Below are 16,628 nucleotides of genomic sequence, written 5' to 3' on the forward strand. Positions count from 1 at the left end.
CTAGTCGTATTCATAGTCCTATTCCTATCTCAAAGATAAGCGATAGAACGGGGCCGGGGAATCAGGGGGCTATCTCATCTGCGTGAAACCCTCCCTCCTTTACGAATACCGGATAGCGTAGGAGTGATTGATTTTCATGCGTTAGAGAGGGCCTCGCTGCCCAAAAGCCTCACGTGCAAACTCCAAGAAGCTGCGCAGCTTTGGAGTCATTCTTCGGTCAGGGGCATAGAGGATGTGCATTGCGGAATTCGGCACCGGGTACTGCGGCAACAGGCGCACCAGTGTCCCATCGCGCAGTGCATCGCTAACCAACTCTATCGGCTGTAGAACCACACCTAGGCCAGCTACAGCCGCTGCCAGCAGTGGATCACCTTGATTGATCGTTAATTTGCTTCTAATAGGAACATCTATACGCCCCTCCGGGCTGTCGAAGCTCCAGTGTGAGCGGCCATCAGAATAGGTAAACCCCAGACACTCCTGCTGCTGTAGATCCCACGGATTGATGATGGACAGAAAATTCGCCACGCCGCGCAGGGTCTTGTCCTCGCCCGCATAAAGCACATGCAGGATGGCGCCTACCAAGAGCGCGTGCGAAGTCTTTTCCCAATGATTGCGCTTTTCCAACGCGCCTTCCGGGTCAACCAGAATATCGGCGATGTTCTGCACATCACGCACTTCATGCTCGCCCCGGCGCACCTCTAATAGCGGGTTGTAGCCAGCCGAGCGGTTATCCGTAGGATTGAACAGCAGACAGTGCGAGAAACGCGAACGCCAGCCCGCCGTGATCTGCCAGTTCTCTCCCTTAATATCGTGGATGACGGCTGAGGCTGGCCAAGACAGCAAGGTGGGCACCACCAGGCCCACACCCTTCCCCGAACGGGTCGGCGCAAAGGCCAATACATGCTCCGGCCCCTCGTGGCGCAGATACTGTTCATCATGCAGACCCAGCAAAATTCCGGTCGGCTGGGTCAGCCCGGCCTTACGAATGTCGCTACTATCGGCCCAGCGGGCCGAACCGTAAGTCGTGACCAGTCGCGCCTGGCGTGAACGCCAGATCGACATGCCGATGGCGACCACCACGGCGACCAGGCCGCTGCCGCCAGCGATCATGCCCGCGATGTTGAAGATCTGCGGCGCATAGGCATCGAAGAAGAACCACCACTCAAAGAGACGCCAAGGGTGATAGATCGGCGTATCGTGGAAATCGAACCAGGGTGCACCCAGGCGTAGCTGATAACCCAATGCCGCAGCTGTCCATTGTGTAGCGCCCCACACTCCGGCGATCACGATGCCGAATACGACGGCGATCTGCCCGAACAGCACATTCGTCCCTTGCATACCCCTGCCTCCGACTTCTCTTGCCCTGATTCCTCGTTCCAAAGCGGCACAAACCTGTGCCTGCCTTATGAGCATCGGTGCCAAGTCAGTGCTGGTCAAAGACCGTTATCGGAACAATGCTCACGAAAAAAAACATCAATTCATGGAGGGGCGCACACGAAGAAAACGCCGCAGGCGCGGGCGCGTTGCGGCGTGTCAGTAAAGAAAAACAGGATTTGTAGGGAAATGCGGGCGAATCAGAATTTCGGGGGCGTATCCGATGGGGTGTAAGGCACGATGCCGTCACCGTAGAAGCGCTTGCGCGTAGCTTCGGCCACGCGGTCGCACAGCACATCGCCCAGGTTGGTGCGATCCGTTTTGCACAGCGAACGCAACGCTTTGAGCCGTGCTGGGTCGGCGGCCAGTTCCTCAACTGTAGGTATGTCGGGCTTAGGTACGGGCGTTTCAGACGGGCCGCAGCCTACCAGCCCAGCAATCAGCAATAACAGGACAACCTGCTTCATGGCACGACCTCCTCTGTGTCAGGTTCAATCGGTGGTGTCGGTCTGACGCTTTCGGGCAGTTCGATGGCCCGCACTCGGTCGATGAAACGGGATATGATTTCTGAGGTTTCGGCTTCTCGCCACAACAGGTACGTCGTGAGCATGGGCGAACGGCCTGCAAGGGGCCGTGCTACCACGCCCGGTTCACGACTGGAAGCAATATGCGGCGCACCAGCCAGACCCAGCGCAAAGCCTGCGGATACCAGCGCCATCATCAAATCGAATGACGCCACCCGCTCTGCGATCAACGGTTCCATATCTATACGACGCAGTACCCGTTCCAGTTGTTGCGCATAGCCTTCGCATGCCTGCGGGTCGCACAGCACCAGCGGATAACGCAGCACCTCACCCAGCGGGATGCGCTTATGCTTCAACAACGGATGCCGTGCTGGCACTGCAACCCATAACGGGTCATTCCAAATCGGCTCGGCGACGATTCCATCACCTACCTCATCAGATCGCGCGAAACCCACGTCGTACAGATCATCATGCAACCCTTTTATCTGTTGCGATAACAACACCTCGAAAAAACGGATTTCGACTTCGGGTTCTTCTTCTCGGCACAGAGCCAGCAGGCTGGGCAGGCGTGAAGGCATGATGCCGTCGGACAAGGCTATGCGCAGCTGACTATGGAAGCCATTAGCCGCCGCCGTCACACTGTCGCGAGCCTGCTGCAAGGCAGTGAAAATACGCGGCACATGCTCCAGAAACAGCTTGCCTGCCCGCGTAAGCCGCGTACTGCGACTGGTGCGGACGAACAACTGCTCACCCAGCTCTTCTTCTAATTCCTTGATGGTGCGAGACAATGGCGATTGCTCAATGTGCAGCTTCTCCGCGGCGCGGGCGAAATGAAGTTCCTCTGCTACCGCCAAAAAGCAACGCAGATGTCGGAGTTCCATACTTCTAAAGCGTCCTATGGCGATCAATACTCGTATCCACGCCGACCGCCACTAATTTTTTGAACATCTCCGCGATAGCCTCCTATGAAATCGATTAGCGAAATTTACGAAACACGCCCGGCGCCCACAACAACAGCCCTAAAACAGCCCATGCCATCATGGCCATGCCCGCATGCGACTGCTCATCCGCCAGGTAAACACTGCAAAGCTGTTGTGGCGCATCCTTGTAAAGCAGGCCCACGACAAAGGTTGTCCAGAACCAGTTCATGATGAAGAACGCCTGGATCACAATACCCGCCGTTCGCCACGATGCGCCGGCCATGATGCCGGCGAGCAGCATGCTGATGACTTTGACCATTGCAACAACGGGCGAAAGCACGGCGAAGTCAAGTGCAGACGGCACCATCCATACTGACATCGCGAGCATCGAGAAGGTCAGCGCCGGTACGCCCGCCAGGTTCCACGGCTCTAGAAGGCGAACCAGTCGATCACCAGCGACGTTGGCTGTGAACCATCCCACGATAAAGAGCAAGGGCAATTCCAGACCCATGTGTCTCGCCATGGATGCTTCAAGCCAGGGCTGGAACAAGGCCAGTGCCGCGAGCAATACAGCCGGCGTCGCCCAGTGGTGAAGTATTTTCCCCACCACCGGGCGCTCAAGCAAAAGCGCTGTCATCCCGGCACCTCTCCATGCTTGCGCGACAAATAGTCGGCCAGGGCAAGGTCTGGCCGGTCTATGTCATACGCCTTGGCAACCCGCCCGGTTTCATCAATCAGGAACAGCGCGGCATTATGGGTATAGTCGCCAAGTCCGTCAGGCAATACGATGATGTCGAACAACGCAAGCATGGCATCCAGATCCGCAGGGTTCTGAACGGTAGCAAACTCCCATAAACCGGCTTCGGCTCCTAAGCGCCGCGCATGCTCCGCCATGACGTCCGGCGTATCGTGAACGGGATCGAAACTGAGCGTCAGCAGGCGCACCCGGCTTTCGAGACCTCTTGATTGGATGGCGTGTTGCATCCATGCCTGCCCAGACATACTGGTACGGCAGATGGATCTGCATTGCAGATAGACCAGCGTGACGAAGGTGACCCGAGCCTGCGCATTTCCATATTCCAACAACGAACGAGCGCTTCCATCGGCACTGATCAACCCCAGTGGGGGTAATGGTCTAGGGTGGCGTTCAAGTTGTACACGTCGGACGCCATCCGCGGTCACTGCGGCGAACCCCGCCGTAACCGCACCAAATGCAATAAGGCCCAGAATCAGAACGACAGCCAGCGCAAGAGCGGATCGAGCGACGGACGAAGCCATGTATTGTCCTCAGCTTGCAGGCTTTTGGGTCAACGCGGAAAGCGCCTCCTGGCCTTCCCACGGTTGGGTTCTGCCTTCACTTGCGGCTCGGGCCGCCTGAACCGATGCCTCGTCGACTTCGGGGCTCGCGTTGCCCCATTCGCTACGGATGAAACTCAGCACAGCAGCGATTTGCGCATCGTCGAACTGCTTACCAAAGGCCGGCATGGCGCCGTTGTAGGTCGCACCGGAAACGGTAATGGGCCCTGTCACGCCATGCAGCACGATCTGGGCCAGAACAGCGGGGTCGCCTGTGACCCATTCGGAACCAGCCAACGGCGGAAACACGCCTGGCAAACCCTGTCCACTGGCTTGATGGCAAGCCTGACAGGCAGCGGTGTAAAGCTGCTTGCCATCAATCGCCCGGTCATCCGCCGAGACGGAAGGTGCCAACACCGATAGCGGGCGCTGATCGCCCAAGGCAGCAGCGCTGTTGGGGCTTGATGAAAAAATGTAATAAACGCCCCAGACGACAAGCGCTGCAATCACCCCGAGAACCAACTTCGGAACCGGGTTGTTCAGCTCGTGCGGATCGGCATTTTCAGATACACGTATCGGTCTTTTCGCTTTCATTTTTCTTGACCCCGCTGCGGCGTCGGCGCGGTTTGCGACAAGACTGCCGCCTGTTCGGTAGAAAGCACGGGATAGGTCCGGTTCAGGCTAAGCAGATAGGCGACCAGATCCAAGGCTTCCGGCCTGGCGACGACAACCTGTCCTTCCTCCACCGTACCCGGCGGCAGATGAACGACTCGCTCTCCTTCAACTACATCGTCTGGATTCTTCACCTCGAAAAGAAATGGGTAGGCCGGCATATTGCTTCCAGGCGTATAGGCGCGCGGCTGGAACAGGTGCCCCAGATGCCAGTCAACGGACGGCTGGCGCACACCGATGTTGAAGAGATCAGGCCCGGTGCGCATGGTGCCCAGCAAGGGCGGGTCATCGTAAAAATAATCCGCTGCGACCGAAGCCCGCCCCCAGCCCCGGCTGGCATCGGCGATGCCGGCGCCCGTCGTGCTCGGTTGCTGGGTATGACAGGCGATGCAGGCATGCGCCTGATACACCTGGCGCCCTCTGACTTCCTGGCTGGTATAGGGTTTGAGTTCCGCAGGTGGCGGCTCGTTCTTGAGCTGCAGGAAAGGCACCACGATCATGGCGGACGTCGCGAGCGACAGCGTCACCATCGCCCCCACCAGCAGTTTGAGTTCGTTTTCCATATTGCGTCACGTAATAGAAGGGGTGGTTGTCTGAGCCTGAGCAAGTGCCGCAGGGCGCTCGCTCACCGAGAACGCACCGGACCGCATAATGATCAGGAACACATGCAGCGCAAAAACCAGATGGCCCAGCGTCATCAACGCACCGCCTAGTGAACGGCCTTGCAGCCACGGCATGGTCACTGCCACGGATTCCATGAAGGCGCGCGCGGGGTCCAGCAAGGCCAGCCCCTGCAATACGCCGCCGATACTGAGCGTCACCATGTAGACGCCATAGCCCACCACGACCAGCCAGAAGTGCCAGGCGATCAGACTGGGCCGTGGCCAGGCGACGTTCAGGATGCGAGGCATTACAAAGTAGATACCTCCGAATATCACCATGGATACGAAGCCGTACATACCCAAATGCGCGTGCGCAACGGTGAAATGCGTGAAGTGCGTAATGGCGTTCAATGAACGCAAGGCTTCAAATGACCCCTGCACCGACGCAACCGTATACATCATGGCGCCGAATACGATGAAGCGCAGTACCGGCGAGTGGCGCAACGCACTGAAATGGCCCTTTAGGGTCAGATGCTGGTTTACGGAAAACGCCAGCACCGGGATGATCATCATCACACTTTGCACAATAGACAGGGTGATGAGCCATTCGGGAACAGGGCCGCCGATCAGGTGATGCGCGCCGACTTGCCCGTAAAAGAAGGCCAGCGTCCAGAAGCCCAGCAAGGATAGGTTGTAGGACTGCACGGGGCGGCCGATCACCTTGGGCAGAAAATAGTAGATGGCTGCGATAGAGAGCGGCGTATAGAACAGACCCAGCACATTGTGCCCATACCACCAGTTCATGGTGGCCAGCTCCACGCCGAAGTGCACGCCCGGCACCTTGGCAACAATGTACAGCGTGGGAAACCAGAACAACGCAGCTCCCATGTACCAGACCGACACATACAGATGGTGCACCTTGCGCCGGGTCAGCATCAAGGCCATGGGCAAACCCACCAGCATGCCGCCCAGCGCGAACAGCGCACCGATCTGCCAGGGGATCTCCAGCCACTCCAGTCCGGCATTGATCCCTATCGCCAGACCGCCCATCCCCGCAATCAACGCGGCGTTCCAGATGAGCGCCCCAAAGATGACTAGCCTGCCGCCCAGCAGTTTGGTGTGCAGCAAGCGGGGCAATAACCAGATCGCAATGCCGAGCAGGCCCAAAGGCGCCCAGCCATAAGCCACCCCGTTCAGGTGCATGGTGCGCAGGCGCCCGAAACTGAGCCATGCGTACTCCGTAAGGAAGTCGGGCCAGTGCAGCTTGAGCGAAGCCACCAGCCCGGCAAATGATGCGACGATGAGCCACACAACGGAACAGGCGATCAGCACGAAGGCGGGAAAAGCGCTGGAGCGGTCTGCGGCTTCACGGGCGGCAAGCTCGACGGGCGAAGTTTCGGCACCGTGATTGGCTTGCAGATTCGAGCTGGACACTTCGGCCAAGACAGTGCGTTGTTCCGCAGCGGCGGCCGGCTCTTCCGGCCGGCCGATTTCGCCGGCTGAAAAGATCGTGCGCGCGCCGCTGGACTCGGCATCGAACAGGCCTTTACGCAGCGACCATATGAAAGCGAAGAGTCCAACGATGGACAAAATGAAGGTAGCCAGTAGCAAGGCTGTGGGGTTCATGGGATTCCTTGACTAACAAGGCATCGCAACCGATGCCGTCTATCTGATCAGATAGCCACAGAGTAGTACACTGGAATCAGAAACAAAATAATCAGTTTTTATAAAAACAACCATATCAGTTTGGATGTGATGGCGTAGATTTTCGTGATATTGATGGCTACAATCGGCTCAGCTATCAATCACGCGACAATATTGAGAAAACCATATCAACGGCGTTGCCAGGCTTCGCCGTTATAACCGTCAATTGATCATGAAACTGTACGAAACGCTGGCTGCCGAAGTCGCCGCGTCCATCCATTCAGGAGCGCTCCGAGCCGGAGAAAAGCTGCCCTCCGTACGGCAAGTGACAGCCAATCGAGGCGTGAGTGCCTCAACGGTGTTCCAGGCCTATTACCTCCTGGAAGCACAAGGGCTGATCCGTGCACGAGACCGTTCAGGCTATTACGTTTCGCACGGCGCGCGCCGCCTGCCGCCTGAAGCGGACACGCCTTCGCAGCCGGAAGATAAGGCAACGTCTGTCGACATCAGCGACATGATCTTCGAAGTGCTCGAGTCAGCCATGGCGCGTGACGTTGTCCCGCTTGGCTCCGCGTTTCCCAGCCCGCTGCTTTTCCCCCTGGAGCGGCTAGGTCAGGCCTTGAGCAGCAGCATCAGAAAACTAGACCCCTGGAGCACCGTTGACGACCTGACGCCCGGATACGCCGGCCTTCGCCGCCAGATCGCGTTGCGCTACCTGGCCAGCGGCGTGCATGTCGACACGGACGACATCATCATCACTAATGGCGCGCTTGAGGCGCTGAACCTGTCCTTGGCAGTGGTCACGCAGCCGGGCGACGCCGTGCTCGTCGAAGCCCCTGCTTTCTACGCTGCGCTGCAATCACTGGAACAGCATCAGCTCGAAGCGGTGGAAGTTCCCACGCATCCTCGCGAAGGCGTGCAATTGGACGCTCTGGAGCAGGCCATCCAACGACATCACCCCAAAGCCTGCTGGCTGATGACGACCTTCCAGAATCCGCTGGGCAGCCTGATGTCCGATCAAAAGAAGCATGCATTGCTCGAACTGCTGTCTCGCTACGACATACCGCTTATTGAAGACGATGTGTACGGGGAACTTTACTTCGGCAACAAGCGGCCGGCGCTCGCAAAAAGCTTCGACACAAGCGGTATCGTGATGCACTGCTCCTCGTTTTCCAAATCGCTGGCACCGGGTTATCGAATCGGTTGGGTCTCGCCGGGGCGATACACGCGCGCCATCGCCCGTCGCAAGCTCACAACAACGCTTGCATGCCCGATCCCCACACAAATGGCGCTCGCCCACTACCTGGAAAAAGGCGGCTACGACAAGCATCTAAGGCGCTTGCGCAAGACCCTGCAAGCGCACCAAACCGCTTTTGCGCAGGCGGTCGGCCACTATTTCCCTCCGGGAACCCGGGCGACTCGGCCCACGGGCGGCTATTTTTCGTGGGTGGAGTTGCCTGCCGGCGTAAATGCGCTGGACATCCATAGACAGGCTTTATCTCATGGAATCAGTGTGGCACCCGGCCCAATCTTCTCGGCAAAACGGGCATTCACCAACTGTCTGCGACTGAACTATGGCCATGGATGGGATACCAGAATCGAAGAAGCGGTGGCAACGCTGGGAAAGCTGGTGAGCCTGGCTGTCAGCGAGCGCCGTACGGACTGATGTCAGATATGTCTGCCAGCCGTCGCAGCGACCGCGTCATGTGCTCCACGGACTGCGCCCCACTGACCACTTCGCCACCGATATCGAACTGGGGAACGCTCTGCACGCCACTGTCTCGAGCTGTCTGTTGAGCGGCACGCACTTCATGTGCACCTTCATCGCCGGCGAGGAAAGCTGTGACCGATTCGCAGACGAGTCCGTTCTCACCGGCGATGTCGGCCAGCACGCTGGCATCGCCGATATCGCGTCCCTGCTCGAAATAGGCGGAAAACAAAGCACCAGCCACGATAGTGGCCACGCCCTTATTCGCGGCCAGTTGCATCAAGCGGTGCTCGCTCAAGGCAAGGCACACGTTAATCCATTAAAATTTTGAAGCCCGGGCGGTCAGCATTGCCCATCGTGCGCTGATACTTCGTCTTTTCTCAAGCCCCCCAAACGGGCATGCACGCGACCACCGGTGCCCATCAGAAGAGCAAAGAGGATTTCGTTAGGGCGCGGTGCGTCCTGGATACCGACTTCCATGCTGTTGAAGTGGCTGCGTACGTAAGCGGCATGGATGTAGTGTAGAGGAGCCACCAGGCGGTAGCCGGTGGCGGCAACAACCTTGGCCGAAGGCACGATGGCCTTGGGTTCCCCGAGTGCCTCTCGCATCGCCCAGCCTCCTGCTTCGTGCCAGACGGCTCCGTGCTCCATTTCACCGTTTACACCAACGATGGCTGCCTTGCTATAGACCTCGACTTGGTCGTGACCCAACGTGTCCACCAGTTCTTGGGCGAGCGTCAGACCGAGCCGTAACCACCCCTGTCAAGTAGACATCGGTCTGTAGAGATTCGGAGCCAAGGTTGGCCGGGGCATGAACTGCACCGGCGGGACGCCGCCCAGCGATTCGTGCGGGCGGTATTCGTTGTAGTCGACTAGCCATTGGTCGGTAATGACCTGCACCTGTTCGAGATTGGCGAACAGGTGCGCGTCGAGCACCTCGGTCCGATAGGTTCGGTTAAAGCGCTCGATGAAGGCATTCTGGTTTGGCTTGCCCGGTTGGATATATCGGATGGCAATGCCTCTGGCAGCAGCCCACTCCGTGAACGCCTGCGAGACCAGCTCGGGACCATTGTCCAGTCGTATCGCATCAGGCGCTCCATAGCAGTCAATCAGCCGACTCAAGACGCGTATCAGGCGCGCAGAAGGAATCGACGTGCCGACCTCAATTGCCAAGCATTCTCGGTTCGCCTCATCAATGACATTCAGCGTCCGGAACCGTCGCCCGCAGTACAAGGCATCGTGCATGAAATCCAAGGCCCAACAGCGGTTAGGCTCTGCGGCCAAGTCCAACGGTTGCCGAGGCCGATCCGGCAGCCGCTTCCTCGTGCGCCGGGGCAGGTTCAAACCCATATCGCAATACACTCGATGAACACGTTTCTTGTTCCAGCCGTGGCCATCAAGGCGCAACCGGGTAAAACATTTCCAGAACCCCCAGCGTCCGTGCCGAGTCACGATGGCGTTGAGCGCATCGATTACCTCAGCGTCCCGCTCCGATGCTGGCATTGGCCTCTTGTAGTACGCCGCCCGCGATAGGCCTGCAATCTGGCAGGCACGGGTGATCGAGAGCCGAGCTTGTACCAGCTGCTCGACCACTTCGCGCCTGGCCGACGGCGTCAGGACTTTCGGTTCAGAACGTCCTTGATCGCTGCATTCTCCAGCGCCAGGTCCGCATACATACGCTTGAGCCTGGCGTTCTCGGCTTCGAGTTCGCGTAGTCGCTGCAACTCGGACACCTGCACGCCTGAATACTTGCTCTTCCACTGGTAATACGTGGCGGTGCTAATGCCGTGCTGGCGGCACAGCTCGGCGACCGGAACACCGGCTTCGCCTTCCTTGAGCACTGCCACGATCTGGCTTTCTGTAAACCTGCTCTTCTTCAAAGGAGTCTCCAGACAGGGAGTCTCCGAAATTCTACTGACTAACGTCTACCCGAAGGGGGAGCTTACGCCCATGACTGCGGAAACGCAGGCGGCAGAAAGACGCGCCATCATGGCCTGTAGGCAACAAAGCGAGGAGGTCACGAGAACCGAGATTTTCCGTACTGAGCGACGGAAGGCGTGTGTGGAGATGGAAAAGCAATACATGCACAAGTTTCAGGAGCGCCCTTAGCAATGGATCAATTTTAATGAGCATTGAAGCGCGTCTAGCCAAGTCGTATCGGTTTATAAAGAACAACTCTCGGAAGGTTTTTATCTCCCTTGGTGTGTTGGCCATGTTTTCTATGGGAACTGCTCTATGGAATTACTTTGGCTTCGGGGGGCTTAGCAGTTTTGCTGAGCAGGCGATCGTTTTCGACGATTCAGGCCTGCGCCTACCCGATAACCTGGCGGGACCGACGGGACGAATTCGGATCGTTCATTTTTGGGATCCAGCCTGCAAAGTCTGTAATCGAGAGACCGGCGCTCATTTGAGCTATTTGATAAGTATGTATCGACGCGCAAACATCGACTTTTATAGTGTGAGGAAGCCTGGGACAACAGGGGAACTTCCTTCGTTTCTCCAAGGTAAACTGACCCCGCTGGATGGCATTGAAGGAATGGACAAGATTCCTGCCAGTCCTTCAGTTGCAATATGGGGTGCCGACGGACGCTTGGCTTATGCGGGCCCCTACAGCCTCGGTATGGTATGCACATCAGCAAACAGCTTTGTTGAGCCGATCATCGACAAACTGGTTGCGGGGCAAGCGGTTGAGCCATTCGGCATGCTGGCTGTTGGCTGTTACTGTCGCTGGAATGAATAAAAGAATACGCTTGGTTTCAAGTTATTCGCACCACTACGGCCAGCACGGCTTGAGTGCTTTACCAGTACCAGACGTGGTCATGTTGCGCTAGCAAACTTGGCAATTCGCCAGTGCTCAAAGTCGCTACCCTCGAAGTCACTCGGATCTCATCCATTACGATTACGCTAACCGCGAGCTTCATTACCGGCCAACTGGGTGGAGATCGATCGATAACAATCCCAGATGATGCAGATCAAGTCCGCGAGCATGTCCGGGCTGGGGTTCTCAAAGCCCGAGACGTCCTCAAGGACTAGGCAGAGCGCGTCAGCGAATGCCGCACGCGACAATAGCGGTCCATGAGATTGCCGAACGAAATCTGCCAGTTCGTCACGCTCTCTCTCAGTTAGCGAACTGAGCGTGCTCACCTGCTCGGCCGGCGCATCAGACATTTGGAACGGTCCGAGCGCGAGCAAGCTCCACAAACTTCTGCGCCTTCGTTGTCACAGAGGCGTAGTCTCCCGCGGCCGCAGTTGAGGTCAGATAACCCCCGACACCAACCGCCAGCACGCCCTTGACAAACCAGTCGTTAAAGTTCTCCACGGTAACGCCACCGCTCGGTAGAAAGAGCGCCTGCGGCAATGGCGCCGCAATGCCCTGAATATGACTTGGACCAAGTGTGCTCGCAGGGAATATTTTTATGATGTCTGCGCCCGCCACCAACGCGGTAACGACTTCGGTCGGCGAGAACGCTCCCGGTATTGATACGACTCCATACTGAGAGCACATGCGGATCACAGCCGGATCGACGGCAGGTGACAATAAAAACGCTGCCCCCATCTGGATTGCTGCTTTGGCCGTTTCCGAGTCCAATACGGTCCCGGCGCCCACGGTCACGTCTTCCATCTTTGCCAGACTCTCAACGACGTCAAGCCCGCAAGGGGTTGTCAGGGCAATCTCCAAACAACTGATGCCGCCTTCGACGCATGCCATCGCAGCTTTGAAGGCGACATCCGGATCATCCTCTCGAATGATCGCAACTATCTTTGAAGTACCGATGCGGTTTAGGACGTCTAGTTTGTTCATTTGAGTCAACTCTCATAAGGGTGGAAAAGGCATACGCCTCCACATCGGACCTTCACGTCGGTCTGACCTGCTCTGAGAAATTCGCGCCACACGGTGTTTGAGAAAATAGCTTCCGACGCGAGAAGGAAGCGAGATGAAGAAGGCAAGGTACAGCGAAGAGCAGATTGTGCGGATACTGCGTGAGGCCGACCGGGACCCGGTGGCCGATGTGGCCAAGCGGCACGGGGTGAGCGAGCAGAGCATCTACGGCTGGCGCAAGCGGTTCGGGGAGTTTGGCGTGGACGAAGTGCGCCGGCTCAAGGAAGTCGAGGCCGAGAACGCACGACTGCGCAAGCTGCTAGTCGAGCGGGACCTGGAGATCGAGGTGATGAAGGAGGTCAGCCGCCGAAAGTGGTGAGCGTACAGGTTCGGCAGGAGCAGGCCCGGCTGGCTTGCTCGCTGGGGGTATCCCAGCGCCGAGCCTGTACGCTATATGAAGTATCCCGTTCGGGGTTGCGCTACGAGCCTACCAAGGCACACAAGGACGCGCCGGTGGTGGCGAGGATGAAGGCGCTCTCGGCGCAGTATCCCCGGTATGGGTATCGGCGGATCAGCATATTTCTGGCCCGAGAGGGGCATGCGATGAGCATGTCCCGGGCGTGGCGGTTGTGGAACGTGGCGAGGCTGCAGGTGCCCCGTAAACGGCCTCGACGCCGCGTGGCAGCCTCTCGCCCGCGTCCGCTGACGCCGACTCGGGCCAACCAGGTCTGGTCCTACGATTTTGTCTTTGACGCATGCGCCAACGGCCAGCAGATTAAATGCCTGACGCTAGTCGATGAGTACACGCGGGAGTGCCTGGCCATTGATGTGGCCGGGTCGATCCGTTCGCGCAGAGTGATCGAGATACTGGCCCGCCTGATTAGCGACCGCGGGGCACCGCGCTACCTGCGCTCGGACAATGGCCCGGAATTCGTCTCGCATGCCTTGCTGCAATGGATTGTGGATCAGGGCATCGAGACAGCGTTGATCGACCCAGGCAAGCCCTGGCAGAACGGCACGACAGAGAGTTTTAACGGTAAGCTGCGCGACGAGTGCCTGAACATGGAGTGGTTCCGCAACCGGACCGAGGCACGCATCGTGATTGAGGACTGGCGCCAGCATTACAACACCGTCAGGCCGCACTCCAGTCTAGGCTATTTGACACCGCAGCAGGCCGCCCAGGTCGCTGCATCAAGATTACCAACCGAAGCTAGATTCCAAATCCCAGTGGTGTGAAAAATCCGAGCAGGTCAGGTCCCGTAAAAAACATACGCTTTCTATATGTATGGATTAATTCGTATTTTGTATGTTGATTATACATATCTTGTATGTATATCGGTACAAGGTCCTAGACTCAGAGACGTCCTCACACGATCGCTCGCGAGCCCAGTCGGCGATCCTCCTTGAGCAGCGTCGCGACTTTGGTGAGCGCCAGCCTCAGCAAGGTTTGGTTGGGTGCTCCCCCTGTGGAGATGCGGATGGCATCACACGCTTTGGCTGACGCGTTAAAGGATTCCGAGCAAGCTACCGCCACCTTGTGGTCCTCAAGCGCATGGGCAAAGAGGTGCTGGTTCCAATGCGTTGGCAAGGGAAGCCAGATGTGCAGGCCCGTCGGATGGGCGTAGGCTTCTTCAGGCAGAAGAGATCGGGCGAGCGTCTGACGCGCCCGCGTCTCGCGCTGAATCTCCTGGATGATGTGACTTGCCACCCCGCTACGTATCCACTGCTCAGCGAGTGCCAGGAGAAGTGCAGATCCCGTCCCCGATGCTCGCAACGCCTGCTGCAGGCGGGAGACGTCCGCCCCCGGTGGCGGCACAACAAAAGCCGTCCGCAGGCTGGGCCAGATGCACTTGGACATGGTCGTCAAGTAATAGGCACCCTTGCCCCCGCTCAAAGTCGTGATTGGAGGCGGAGCGTCGCTGATCAAGTATCGGTACGGGTCATCCTCGATCAACGTCATGTCGAGCCGATCTAGCGTGCTTGAGATGTCGCGTCGACGACTTTCCGGCATCGTGCGTGCGGTTGGATTCTGTAGCGTCGGGTTCAGATAGATCAGGTTCGCTCCGCTGGCGGCGTGGCAACGTTCGATCGCATCAGGCATGACACCGTCCTCGTCTGCGTCCACCGCCATCACTTTTAGGCCCAACTGCCTGGCAGCATGAAGAAACCCTGGGTAGGTCAACGGCTCGTATGCGTCCGGCCAACCCATCTTGAAGCGAGTGCTGTAATCGAGGATCGTCCCCACGAAGGAGATCGTGGAGACGATGGAACGATTGATCGATGGAGAGCGCCGGCTGCGGCGCGAGTACAGCGCCGATTTCAAGGCGTCGGTTGTGCTGCAAACCCAGGAACGTGGAGCGTCGGTGTCAGGTATTGCCTTGAGTCATGGCCTGCACCCGAACATGGTGCATCGCTGGTTGCGCGAGCAGCGCCTGAATCGTGAACATGAGGCGCTGAGAACGCCAGCCTTCGTGGCATTGCCATTGGCGCCCACAGTGGCACCGAACCCGGTCGCCGCCCCGGTCGCACCCGCGCCCACACAGGCCAGCCCCAGCCGGGACGTCATCCGGGTGGAGATCCAGCGCTCTGGAGCGACCGTCACGATGCAATGGCCGGTGTCGGCTGCGGCGCAGTGCGCCCAGGCACTGCGCGAGTTGTTGCAGTGATCCGAATCGATGCGGCCTGGCTGGCCACGGCCCCGCTGGACATGCGCGCGGGCACCGACACCGCCCTGGCGCGGGTGATCGCCACCTTTGGCGCCGCCCAACCACACCACGCCTACGTCTTTGCCAACCAGCGTGCCAACCGCATGAAGATTCTGGTGCACGACGGCGTGGGTCTGTGGCTGGCCGCGCGCCGGCTGCACCAGGGCAAGTTCGTCTGGGCGCCGCCGGGCAGCCCGAACGTGGCGCTGGAGCACGCCCAGCTCAATGCGCTGGTGCTGGGCCTGCCCTGGCGGCGCATGGGCTCACAAGGCGCCATCACTGTGGTCTGAATCTTCGATGTGCGGGTTGGCCACTGGCAATCGGGTGATGCGCCAATGGTCTTGCCCGGCACGCACAGGCACACTGCGCTTCATGGTGATCGACGAACAGGCCCTGGGCGAACTGGACGCAGAGCAACTGCGTGAGGTCAGCCAGCGCCTGCTGGCCGAACTGCGCCACCAGCGCGCTCTGAACGAGAAGCTCGCCTACGAATGCGCACTGCTCAAGCGGCTGAAGTTCGCGGCCAAGTCCGAGCGCCACAGCGCCGAGCAGCGCAACCTGCTGGAAGAGGAACTCGATAGCGATCTGGCGACCGTGGAGCATGAGATCGAACAACTGCGTTCGGTCAAGCCTGCCGGCGAGAAACAGCAACCCAAACGCACACCGCTGCCGGCCCATCTGCCACGGCGCGAGGTTCACCACGAACCTTCGTCCACGACATGCCAGTGCGGTTGCCAGTTGAGGCGCATCGGCGAGGACGTGGCCGAGAAGCTGGACTACGTGCCCGGCGTCTTCACCGTGGAGCGTCACATCCGGGGCAAGTGGGCCTGTGCGAAGTGCCAGACCCTCACACAGGCACCGGTGGCCGCCCACGTCATCGACAAAGGCATCCCCACCGCCGGCCTGCTGGCCCAGGTGCTGGTGGCCAAGTACGCTGATCATCAGCCCTTGTACCGCCAGGAGAACATCTTCGCTCGCGCCGGTCTGGCCATTCCCAGATCGACCCTGGCGCAATGGGTGGGCACCTGCGGCGCGCGGCTGCAGCCGCTGGTCGATGCCCTCAAGACCGAAGTGCTCGGGCACCGGGTGCTGCACGGCGATGAAACGCCGGTGGCCATGCTCAAGCCGGGCAACGGCAAGACACACCGGGCCTACCTGTGGGCCTACGCCCCGGGGGCGTTTGAAGGCATGAAGGCAGTGGTCTATGACTTCTGCGAGTCGCGCGCCGGTGAGCATGCCAGAACTTTCCTGGGCGACTGGCGCGGCAGCCTGATCTGTGACGACTACGCCGGTTATGTTGCGGCCCGAGATATGTGGCCATCGGCGGCGCCGTCAACGCGGTTACACGATTCTGCGGTAGTTG

Annotated in this window: 18 protein-coding genes and 2 pseudogenes; 6 read left to right on the forward strand and 14 right to left on the reverse strand. The window is 58.9% G+C overall.

The window, feature by feature from the left end; translation table 11 throughout:
* Nucleotides 1–141 precede the first annotated feature (141 nt).
* The 9 genes and pseudogenes from AC1Q5S_RS21395 to AC1Q5S_RS21435 all read right to left on the reverse strand — a co-directional run bounded on the left by AC1Q5S_RS21395 (nt 142) and on the right by AC1Q5S_RS21435 (nt 7,014).
* Nucleotides 142–525 carry a LysR substrate-binding domain-containing protein gene (locus AC1Q5S_RS21395; RefSeq protein ID WP_492239396.1) on the reverse strand — a complete coding sequence of 128 codons (384 nt, stop codon included), beginning with the start codon at nt 523–525 and terminating at the stop codon, nt 142–144.
* A pseudogene (locus tag AC1Q5S_RS21400) lies at nt 508–1,338 on the reverse strand (type IV secretory system conjugative DNA transfer family protein); the annotation flags it as partial. The pseudogene AC1Q5S_RS21400 and the gene AC1Q5S_RS21395, both read right to left, overlap by 18 nt.
* A 236-nt stretch (nt 1,339–1,574) precedes the next feature.
* Nucleotides 1,575–1,841: an EexN family lipoprotein gene (locus AC1Q5S_RS21405; RefSeq protein WP_269499733.1), complete on the reverse strand. Its 267-nt coding sequence runs from the start codon at nt 1,839–1,841 to the stop codon at nt 1,575–1,577.
* The gene (locus tag AC1Q5S_RS21410) at nt 1,838–2,779 is read right to left on the reverse strand and encodes a LysR family transcriptional regulator (RefSeq protein WP_454840362.1); all 942 of its coding nucleotides are present in this window, start codon (nt 2,777–2,779) and stop codon (nt 1,838–1,840) included. The genes AC1Q5S_RS21405 and AC1Q5S_RS21410 overlap by 4 nt, the downstream gene beginning before the upstream one ends.
* A gap of 94 nt (nt 2,780–2,873) precedes the next feature.
* The gene (locus AC1Q5S_RS21415; RefSeq protein ID WP_454840363.1) at nt 2,874–3,455 is read right to left on the reverse strand and encodes a hypothetical protein; all 582 of its coding nucleotides are present in this window, start codon (nt 3,453–3,455) and stop codon (nt 2,874–2,876) included.
* Nucleotides 3,452–4,096, reverse strand: a complete 645-nt coding sequence (locus AC1Q5S_RS21420; protein WP_269499731.1) for an SCO family protein — start codon at nt 4,094–4,096, stop codon at nt 3,452–3,454. Before AC1Q5S_RS21420 ends, AC1Q5S_RS21415 begins: the two co-directional genes overlap by 4 nt.
* Nucleotides 4,097–4,105: 9 nt before the next feature.
* Nucleotides 4,106–4,708, reverse strand: a complete 603-nt coding sequence (locus AC1Q5S_RS21425) for a c-type cytochrome (RefSeq protein WP_269499730.1) — start codon at nt 4,706–4,708, stop codon at nt 4,106–4,108.
* On the reverse strand, nt 4,705–5,349 hold the full coding sequence (locus AC1Q5S_RS21430; RefSeq protein WP_269499729.1) for a cbb3-type cytochrome c oxidase subunit II: 645 nt from the start codon (nt 5,347–5,349) through the stop codon (nt 4,705–4,707). The genes AC1Q5S_RS21425 and AC1Q5S_RS21430 overlap by 4 nt, the downstream gene beginning before the upstream one ends.
* Before the next feature lie 6 nt (nt 5,350–5,355).
* Complete coding sequence (locus AC1Q5S_RS21435) at nt 5,356–7,014, reverse strand: cbb3-type cytochrome c oxidase subunit I (protein ID WP_492239389.1); 1,659 nt, start codon at nt 7,012–7,014, stop codon at nt 5,356–5,358.
* Between the two features lie 250 nt (nt 7,015–7,264).
* On the opposite strand from AC1Q5S_RS21435, the gene AC1Q5S_RS21440 reads away from it, so the two are divergent.
* Nucleotides 7,265–8,698: an aminotransferase-like domain-containing protein gene (locus tag AC1Q5S_RS21440; RefSeq protein WP_492239390.1), complete on the forward strand. Its 1,434-nt coding sequence runs from the start codon at nt 7,265–7,267 to the stop codon at nt 8,696–8,698.
* On the opposite strand, the gene AC1Q5S_RS21445 is transcribed toward AC1Q5S_RS21440, so the two are convergent.
* The 3 genes and pseudogenes from AC1Q5S_RS21445 to AC1Q5S_RS21455 form a co-directional block, all read right to left on the reverse strand.
* Nucleotides 8,676–9,038 (reverse strand): DsbA family protein, encoded by a 363-nt coding sequence (locus tag AC1Q5S_RS21445; protein WP_492239391.1) that lies wholly within the window; start codon nt 9,036–9,038, stop codon nt 8,676–8,678. The two genes, AC1Q5S_RS21440 and AC1Q5S_RS21445, sit on opposite strands and share 23 nt — an antisense overlap.
* Nucleotides 9,039–9,082: 44 nt before the next feature.
* A pseudogene (locus AC1Q5S_RS21450) lies at nt 9,083–9,487 on the reverse strand (amino acid synthesis family protein); the annotation flags it as partial.
* Between the two features lie 15 nt (nt 9,488–9,502).
* Nucleotides 9,503–10,620 (reverse strand): IS3 family transposase gene (locus tag AC1Q5S_RS21455; protein ID WP_454840365.1). Its coding sequence is split into 2 segments (ribosomal slippage): nt 9,503–10,371 and nt 10,371–10,620, totalling 1,119 coding nucleotides; the frame shifts between segments, so codons are not numbered across the junction.
* Nucleotides 10,621–10,865: 245 nt separating this feature from the next.
* Between AC1Q5S_RS21455 and AC1Q5S_RS21460 the strand changes: the two genes are divergently transcribed.
* On the forward strand, nt 10,866–11,480 hold the full coding sequence (locus tag AC1Q5S_RS21460) for a DUF6436 domain-containing protein (protein ID WP_156157170.1): 615 nt from the start codon (nt 10,866–10,868) through the stop codon (nt 11,478–11,480).
* A 420-nt stretch (nt 11,481–11,900) separates the two neighbouring features.
* Here AC1Q5S_RS21460 and AC1Q5S_RS21465 read toward each other — a convergent pair whose 3' ends face one another.
* Nucleotides 11,901–12,542: a bifunctional 4-hydroxy-2-oxoglutarate aldolase/2-dehydro-3-deoxy-phosphogluconate aldolase gene (locus AC1Q5S_RS21465; RefSeq protein WP_492239392.1), complete on the reverse strand. Its 642-nt coding sequence runs from the start codon at nt 12,540–12,542 to the stop codon at nt 11,901–11,903.
* 133 nt (nt 12,543–12,675) lie between these two features.
* On the opposite strand from AC1Q5S_RS21465, the gene AC1Q5S_RS21470 reads away from it, so the two are divergent.
* Nucleotides 12,676–13,796 (forward strand): IS3 family transposase gene (locus tag AC1Q5S_RS21470; protein WP_233146373.1). Its coding sequence is split into 2 segments (ribosomal slippage): nt 12,676–12,925 and nt 12,925–13,796, totalling 1,122 coding nucleotides; the frame shifts between segments, so codons are not numbered across the junction.
* A gap of 130 nt (nt 13,797–13,926) precedes the next feature.
* Here AC1Q5S_RS21470 and AC1Q5S_RS21475 read toward each other — a convergent pair.
* Nucleotides 13,927–14,805 (reverse strand): aminotransferase class I/II-fold pyridoxal phosphate-dependent enzyme, encoded by an 879-nt coding sequence (locus AC1Q5S_RS21475; protein WP_492239393.1) that lies wholly within the window; start codon nt 14,803–14,805, stop codon nt 13,927–13,929.
* Between the two features lie 19 nt (nt 14,806–14,824).
* Between AC1Q5S_RS21475 and tnpA the strand changes: the two genes are divergently transcribed.
* The 3 genes from tnpA to tnpC all read left to right on the forward strand — a co-directional run.
* Complete coding sequence (gene tnpA / locus AC1Q5S_RS21480) at nt 14,825–15,226, forward strand: IS66-like element accessory protein TnpA (RefSeq protein ID WP_492239394.1); 402 nt, start codon at nt 14,825–14,827, stop codon at nt 15,224–15,226.
* On the forward strand, nt 15,223–15,555 hold the full coding sequence (tnpB, locus tag AC1Q5S_RS21485) for an IS66 family insertion sequence element accessory protein TnpB (RefSeq protein ID WP_492239395.1): 333 nt from the start codon (nt 15,223–15,225) through the stop codon (nt 15,553–15,555). The genes tnpA and tnpB overlap by 4 nt, the downstream gene beginning before the upstream one ends.
* Nucleotides 15,556–15,637: 82 nt before the next feature.
* Nucleotides 15,638–16,628 (forward strand): IS66 family transposase (gene tnpC, locus AC1Q5S_RS21490; protein WP_492239397.1); only part of this gene is annotated, 991 nt, incomplete at its 3' end.

The organism is Acidovorax sp. GW835-FHT14B10 (assembly GCF_058793725.1).

Excerpts from the sequence above, each read along its gene's own strand:
- AC1Q5S_RS21405 (WP_269499733.1), bottom strand. The coding sequence starts at position 1,841 with ATGAAGCAGGTTGTCCTGTTATTGCTGATTGCTGGGCTGGTAGGCTGC.
- AC1Q5S_RS21410 (WP_454840362.1), bottom strand. The coding sequence starts at position 2,779 with ATGGAACTCCGACATCTGCGTTGCTTTTTGGCGGTAGCAGAGGAACTT.
- AC1Q5S_RS21465 (WP_492239392.1), bottom strand. The coding sequence starts at position 12,542 with ATGAACAAACTAGACGTCCTAAACCGCATCGGTACTTCAAAGATAGTT.
- AC1Q5S_RS21420 (WP_269499731.1), bottom strand. The coding sequence starts at position 4,096 with ATGGCTTCGTCCGTCGCTCGATCCGCTCTTGCGCTGGCTGTCGTTCTG.
- AC1Q5S_RS21460 (WP_156157170.1), top strand. The coding sequence starts at position 10,866 with ATGAGCATTGAAGCGCGTCTAGCCAAGTCGTATCGGTTTATAAAGAAC.
- tnpA (WP_492239394.1), top strand. The coding sequence starts at position 14,825 with ATGGAACGATTGATCGATGGAGAGCGCCGGCTGCGGCGCGAGTACAGC.
- AC1Q5S_RS21430 (WP_269499729.1), bottom strand. The coding sequence starts at position 5,349 with ATGGAAAACGAACTCAAACTGCTGGTGGGGGCGATGGTGACGCTGTCG.
- AC1Q5S_RS21415 (WP_454840363.1), bottom strand. The coding sequence starts at position 3,455 with ATGACAGCGCTTTTGCTTGAGCGCCCGGTGGTGGGGAAAATACTTCAC.
- AC1Q5S_RS21425 (WP_269499730.1), bottom strand. The coding sequence starts at position 4,708 with ATGAAAGCGAAAAGACCGATACGTGTATCTGAAAATGCCGATCCGCAC.
- AC1Q5S_RS21440 (WP_492239390.1), top strand. The coding sequence starts at position 7,265 with ATGAAACTGTACGAAACGCTGGCTGCCGAAGTCGCCGCGTCCATCCAT.
- AC1Q5S_RS21435 (WP_492239389.1), bottom strand. The coding sequence starts at position 7,014 with ATGAACCCCACAGCCTTGCTACTGGCTACCTTCATTTTGTCCATCGTT.